Source organism: Stenotrophomonas sp. STEN021 (assembly GCF_056760175.1).
In genome coordinates this window covers 1-5656 of record NZ_JBRREH010000139.1, presented here as the reverse complement: position 1 = coordinate 5656, position 5656 = coordinate 1, and the positions used below count along the sequence as shown (strand labels likewise).

Genomic DNA, 5656 nt, shown 5'->3' with positions numbered 1-5656 from the left:
GTCGAGATCAGTAGGCAACCGCGCATTTCGCAATCTGACAATGCGCGAGCTTCGCGGCTTGCGCCGCTCCTACAAGCACAAAGACCATGCGTGGCCCGGGCAAGCACAGCGCGACCGGGAGGTACCGTTCTTGGCGGAAAGTACCTGGGGAGCCCCAGCCGCGCTGTGCTTGCCGGGACCACGCAAGGTGGTGCCTGCGGCGATTACCGCTCGCGGAATGCCTCGCGCGCCTTCAGTACAGGCTTGAGCAGATACTCCAGTACGGTCCTCTCGCCGGTGCGGATCTCCACCGAGGCGATCATGCCCGGGATGATTGGCAGCTCCTTGCCACCGGCTTCCAGTGCGCTCTTGTCAGTAAGTACCGTCACCCGGTAATAGGTTCTGTCAGGACGGCCAGCGCCACCTTTTTCTTCGTCTTTCAATGTGTCCGGGCTGATCAACTCAACCTTGCCATCCAGGCCGCCATAGATGCCATAGTCATATGCGGTTATCTTCACCTTCGCGGGTAAGCCCGGGCGCAGGAACGCAACATCGGAAGGACGTATCTTGCCTTCCACCAGCAGCTGGTCCTCGAGCGGAACAATTTCCAGGATGTGCTCGCCGGGTTGGATCACACCGCCCACGGTATTGACCCGCACGTTCTTCACTGTGCCACGCACTGGTGCAGTGATGGTGGTGCGCTCAACCACGTCGGCACGGCCAACGAGGTTCTCGCTGGTCTGTGACAGTTCCATCTCCAGCTTGACCAGCTCGGAGTTGGCATCGGAACGGTAGCGGTTGCGTCGCTCGACGATCTGCGAGCGGATGTCATTCGCTTGCCTGCGCATACGCAGCAGTTCCACGTCCGACAACAGGCCCTTCGCAGCCAGAGGCTGGGCAAGGTTGATCTCGCGCATCGACAGGGCATAGCTCTGCTCCAGCGAGGCCACACCCTCCTCAAGGGCGCGCCGACGGGCGTTGAATGCACGGGTTTCGCTGGCTACTTCTTCCTCGAACTCACGCACCTGCTCATCGAAGACCAGTGGCTCGCCATAAGCTTCGGCGCGCAGGCGGGCGATGGTTGCCTTGAGCGAAATGACTTTGCTCAAGGCCTCACGATAGCTTGCATTGGCGCGGGTGGGATCGATTTTCAGCAGTACCTGGCCGCTCTCCACGACATCACCCTCGTGCACGGACATCTCCGCCAGAATGCCGCCCTCCAGGCTTTGTATGACCTGTTCGCGGCTTTTGGAGACGATCTTGGCCTCGCCCTTGGTGATCTCTTCAACACGTGCAAAGTGTGCCCAGGTGATGCCAACAACAACGACCAGCAGCACCATGTAGGTAACCAGTCGCGAGCCCGGCGTGGTCTGGGCAAGCAGCGATTCGGAGACGTCGTCCATGAACGCCGCGTCGGCGGCGCTGATCGAGGCAGTGTCTTGCTTGGATTTCTTCCAGGGGAACATTACTGAGCCTCCTGCTGTTGCGGTTTGGTCTGCCGCACACGTAGTGGTGCGGGTTGGATTGTTGGGGCAGGTGGAGAGGCACTGGCAGCAGCGCGTGCTGCCGCAAGCGCTGCCGCAGCGGCGCCTGCATCGGCAGGGGAAGCAGCTACTGTCCCGGCGGTTGCAGTCGCAGCTGGTGGTGATGCAGCTGAACGCGCTTCACCATTGATGTTTGCACCCAGCGCGGTAAGCACATTGGCCTTGGGGCCATCGGCGACGACGCGGCCGTTGTCCATCACGATCACCCTGTCCACCAGGTTGAGCAGGGAAGGGCGATGCGTGATCACCACCAACGTCTGGCCCTGCGTGGCACGATGCAGGTGCTCAAGGAACTGAGCTTCGGTTTGTGCATCCATCGCACTGGTGGGTTCATCCATCAACAGCAGGCTGGGGCGGGCCAGCAAGGTGCGGGCCAGCGAAATCAACTGGCGCTGGCCACCGGAAACCCCATCGCCGTTCTCGCCAATCGGCAGATTGACGCCGCGCGGGTGTGAGGCAGCGAACTGGTCCAGCCCGGTGAGCCGAAGCACCCGCACGAATTCATCGACGCTGGCATCCGGGCAGCCGAGCATTACGTTCTCGCGCAGGGTGCCGTGGAACAAGCGGGCTTCCTGGTTCACAAAGCCAACGGCCTTGCGCCAGTCGGCGGGATCGATCTGGTTCACATCCAGGCCGTCGGTGAAGATCTGTCCTTCCGTCGGCGAGTACAGGCGTGACATCACTCGCAACAAGGTCGATTTGCCACTACCGATGCGGCCCAGAATCGCAACGCGTTCACCCGGGGCAATGGACAGGTTGATGTCCGTCAGCACCGGCGGATTGGGCTGCATCGGTGGGGCGGGATAAGAGAAGCCGATTTTCTTCAGGCTGATCTGGCCGCTCAGGTTTGGCACTGGCAGATAATCCTGGTCCGGATCGCGGTCGCGCGGCATTGCCATCAGCTTGTTCAGCGATTCCAGCGCGGCCTTGGCCTGTTGGAAGCGCACCGCCAAGCCAATCACCTGGCCCAGCGGTGCGGTGGCGCGGCCAGCCAACATCACCGTGCCGATCAGCGCGCCCATGCTGAGCGTACCGGCGGTGATCAGATAGACACCGGTGATGACCAGAACCACCGTCTGCAGCTGCAGCTGCTGCAGCAAAGTGACAGTGCCGGTGGCAATGCTCGACAGGCGCCGTGACTTCATCGAGGTAGCCGACTGCAGCGCGCTGAAATGCTGCCAGCGACGCTGCATGTTGGCCGTGCCGCCGGTGGACTTCAGCGTCTCCATGCCTTCGATGGATTCGATCAGCACGCCCTGCTTGAGCGAGGACTCACGCAGGTTTTCCTTCATCACCCGGGCCAGCGGCCACTGGATACTGACTGAAATGATGATGATCAACGGCAGGATCAGCAGCGGAATCCAGCCCAGCGGTCCGCCAATGGCGAAGATCACGCCAACAAACATAAGTACGAAGGGCAGGTCGGAGATTGCCGCAAGCGTGGCCGAGGTAGCGAAGTCGCGCACCGACTCGAACTCGCGCAATTGGTTGGCGAAGCTGCCGGACGATGCCGGCTTGTGCTCCATCTTTACCGACAAGGCTTGACGGAACAGCATCGCGCCCAGCACAAGGTCGGCTTTCTTGGCGGCAACGTCCAGGAGGTGTGCGCGCACAAAGCGAATGACCGCTTCAAAGACCATTGCAATGATCACGCCGATGCCCAAGGACCACAGCGTCACGAAGGCCTGGTTGGGAACCACGCGATCGTAGACGTTCATGGTGAAGAAGATGCTGGCCAGCGCCAGCACATTGGCCAGCACGGCGGCGATGGCGGCGCTGCGGTAGTAGCGGCGATAGCGCCACAAGGTGCTGAACAGCCAGTGTCCCTTTGCTTCGGGCAGTGCTTCGCCGGCTCGATTGTCCACGTGCGCGCGCGGCTTCACCAGAATGGCGTGGCCGGAGTACATTGCGTCGAGGTCTTCGTGCGACAAGTCGACCGGCTCGGCAGACACCTCCGGCAAGATCACCGAGAAGCGCAGCTGGCGCTTGTTTTCTTCGTCGCGTATTTCGCGGCGCTCAAGCAGGATACACCCACCCTGGCCCTTGCGTAGCAGGATGATCGGCATCACCTGCGCAGGCAGTTGCGCCAGTACCCGCTTGACCACGCCACCGGTCAGGCCTACGTTGCCGAGTGCCTTCAGTGCAAGTGAAGGCGACAGCGCACCATTCCAAGGCAGGCCGGCAACCAATGCTGCGGGGCTGCGGCTCATATCGTAGTGATCGCACATCCAGGACACACTTTGCAGCAAGGTGTCCTCAACGCTGATCTGGTCTTTCGTCATCGCGACGGCTTCATCAGCCGGTGCAGTCTGGTTGGTCATGGCAGTTCCAGATGGAGCCACCTGCAGGGCAGGCGGGTTTTTATCCGGGAGTGCAAAGTGCCAGTAGCTCCCGACGAGGAGCGGAAGTCTGGAGTCGTACGGCGTTATGACGAATAGGATTCGTCCCAAATGCTCGGCTTTTGTTTGGCCGCGATGATTTCGGGCGCACTTATTGCTGCGAGGTGCCGTTTCTTGTTCGCTGATGCCGTGGGATTTTCGGTGTTATCCGGCCAGATCAGGGCCTGATTGGCCTTGGCCATGCAGTGGATTTGAGGTGGTTGCCACGGTCCGCGCAGCATGCAATCTGATGCGTGGACCGCTGCATTATGCGCGAAACAGCACCTGTTGCCGGCTGCTTTCGATGTTTAAGACTATCCCTATGTAAGGGTGCGCGCGCACCCCCTACTGTTATCACATATGAAACCAACCGCTATCAGCACGGTTGGATGCATGCCCACGGTCAACTGCCACCAACTCAGTCCGGCAGATACGATCCTGGCGATATACGCAGCTATCTGATTCTCGCAGGGGAAGGCAGAGGCGCGTGCGGAACATGAAGCGTAAGGGCACCACATGTGACTGCGTCCATACGCAGGCAGTGGTGAGGTTTTCATTGAATCAACAATAATCGAGTGAATGGTAATGACTGCGATGGTGTCGGTAGTTCTAGACGGTGCTGTGGTGAACGTGCAGCAACTGGCATATGCCAGGAATGGCAAGGTGGCGCGCCTTGGCGCTGTAGGTGGCGCGCGCTACGTGCTTGCGGAAGTGCACGGGGGAAATGCTGCAAGCATCACTGCCAAGCGTATTGGCAAGGACCTGATTCTTCAGCAGGAGACGGAAGGTGCCGAACCCGCATCATTGATCATCGAAGACTTCTACGGCAGTGAGGGGCAGCTGGTCAGCCTGGATGCCAATGGCGAGTATGTGACATACCAAGCTGTCACCGCGGATGGTCTTGCCGATGCTGCGGCAATGGCTGATGGCGGTTCTTCACTGATCACCTTGTCGGCAGCGCCGTCGTCGCTGTTGGCCGATTTCCAGTTCTCCGAGAGTGGCGCTTCGCTTGCCGGTGGTGTGTTGTCTGGTATCGCGGCGGTAGCGGGCGGTGTCGCGCTGCACACCAAGCAGAGCAGCGGCGGCAAGTCGCAGCCTGCGCCAGCAGCCAGCGGCTTCCTGCTCGAAGAGGTGGCCCCGGCCCAGTTCGGTGATTCGACTCCGGACACTGCCGTTGCGCCGGTGCTGAACGATGTCGATGCTGTAGAAGCAGACGCTGTCGTCGCCGGAAGCGACGAAGCCGTCGTCGATGCGCCGAACGCGCAGGCTCCGCTGGACGCAAGCGTTGACGCCGGCCTCCCGGAAGACGAGGCTGCTCCCGCAGCGCCCGCCGTTCAAGATAGTGATGCCGATACCGAGCATGCTCCCGAAGCCGGTGACAGCAAGAACCGTGCGCGCCCCAACAATGTCCAGACCGACGCTGCCATCAAGGCGGCTGGCGCGGTTGCACCATTCTCCATTGATGACGTGCCTGTCATCGACGCACTGATCGATGATCATGGGGCCATCACGGGCGAGATCGAGAACGGCGGCTACACCGATGACGGTCGGCCGCAGATCGTTGGCAGGGCCGAGCCGGGCGTCATGGTCCACGTCTACGATGGCGTGAACCTGCTTGGCCATGCAATCACCGGTGCCGATGGAAAGTGGTCATTCACGCCGCTGTATCCGCTGGCGGATGGCCGCCACGAGATCAGCATCATTCACCAGCATCCGAACGGCGACTCCGGTGAAGAGTCGTTGCCGTACGTGATC

General features: G+C 60.9%; 3 protein-coding genes. 1 reads left to right on the top strand and 2 read right to left on the bottom strand.

The window, feature by feature from the left end; all coding sequences use genetic code 11:
* Nucleotides 1–203: 203 nt before the first annotated feature.
* The gene (locus ACVOL0_RS19860) at nucleotides 204–1445 is read right to left on the bottom strand and encodes an HlyD family type I secretion periplasmic adaptor subunit (protein ID WP_481550551.1); all 1242 of its coding nucleotides are present in this window, start codon (nucleotides 1443–1445) and stop codon (nucleotides 204–206) included.
* A complete protein-coding gene (locus tag ACVOL0_RS19855; protein WP_481550550.1) occupies nucleotides 1445–3844 on the bottom strand; it encodes a type I secretion system permease/ATPase in 2400 nt (799 codons plus the stop codon). Before ACVOL0_RS19855 ends, ACVOL0_RS19860 begins: the two co-directional genes overlap by 1 nt.
* Before the next feature lie 642 nt (nucleotides 3845–4486).
* Between ACVOL0_RS19855 and ACVOL0_RS19850 the strand changes: the two genes are divergently transcribed.
* The coding region (locus ACVOL0_RS19850; protein WP_481550549.1) for an Ig-like domain-containing protein at nucleotides 4487–5656 on the top strand (1170 nt) is incomplete at its 3' end.

What these genes read in the sequence shown, in the direction of transcription:
- ACVOL0_RS19860 (WP_481550551.1), bottom strand. Translation starts at nt 1,445, where the DNA reads ATGTTCCCCTGGAAGAAATCCAAGCAAGACACTGCCTCGATCAGCGCC.
- ACVOL0_RS19855 (WP_481550550.1), bottom strand. Translation starts at nt 3,844, where the DNA reads ATGACCAACCAGACTGCACCGGCTGATGAAGCCGTCGCGATGACGAAA.